General features: G+C 66.8%; 1 protein-coding gene. It reads right to left on the bottom strand.

Translation table 11 applies throughout. The features are described 5' to 3' along the window. Positions 1–71: 71 nt before the first annotated feature. On the bottom strand, positions 72–561 hold a 490-nt coding region (locus EN808_RS35100; protein ID WP_245525196.1), incomplete at its 5' end, for a helix-turn-helix transcriptional regulator.

Genomic DNA, 561 nt, shown 5'->3' with positions numbered 1-561 from the left:
ATGAGGGGCAGCGCCAACGTTTCCATGATCCCAGTGGGGCGCCAGACTTAGGCTTTCCTATCGATTGACGGTCACACCAGTCCGGACGCACGCGCCGCGGCTGCCGCCTCGCCGCGCGAAACGGCTTCCAGCTTCTCCAGCACCGCCGAAACATGGTGATCGACTGTCTTCGGCGAGATTGCCATATGCGCGGCGATCTTCTTGTTGGAAAAGCCTCGCTCGATCAGCTGCAGGACTTCCATCTGGCGCTGCGTGAGGCCGGCCTGGTTGGCGCGCGTCGCCTGCCTCGGGCCCCTGGCGATGTGGATCAGCCCGCTCTGCCGCATCAGGCCGCGCACATGCTGCGCCACCGGCCTTGCACCGAGCACCTCGAAAATATCGAGCGCCTCGCGCCGCGCGGCCTCGTCTCCTTGCAGCAGGGCAAGCGCCCGTTCGAAGGGAGCGTCCATGTTCGCCCAGAGCGCGGCGGCGCCGCGCCAGTCGCCAAGCAGTTGCAGGCGATGCGGCTCAGCCATGCCGTCGGTCTCGCCCGGATCGCTTTCAGGCAGCAACAGCTGCCGC

The organism is Mesorhizobium sp. M8A.F.Ca.ET.165.01.1.1 (assembly GCF_004792065.1).
In the GTDB taxonomy this organism is placed as follows: domain Bacteria; phylum Pseudomonadota; class Alphaproteobacteria; order Rhizobiales; family Rhizobiaceae; genus Mesorhizobium.
This window is presented reverse-complemented; position numbering and strand designations above follow the sequence as displayed.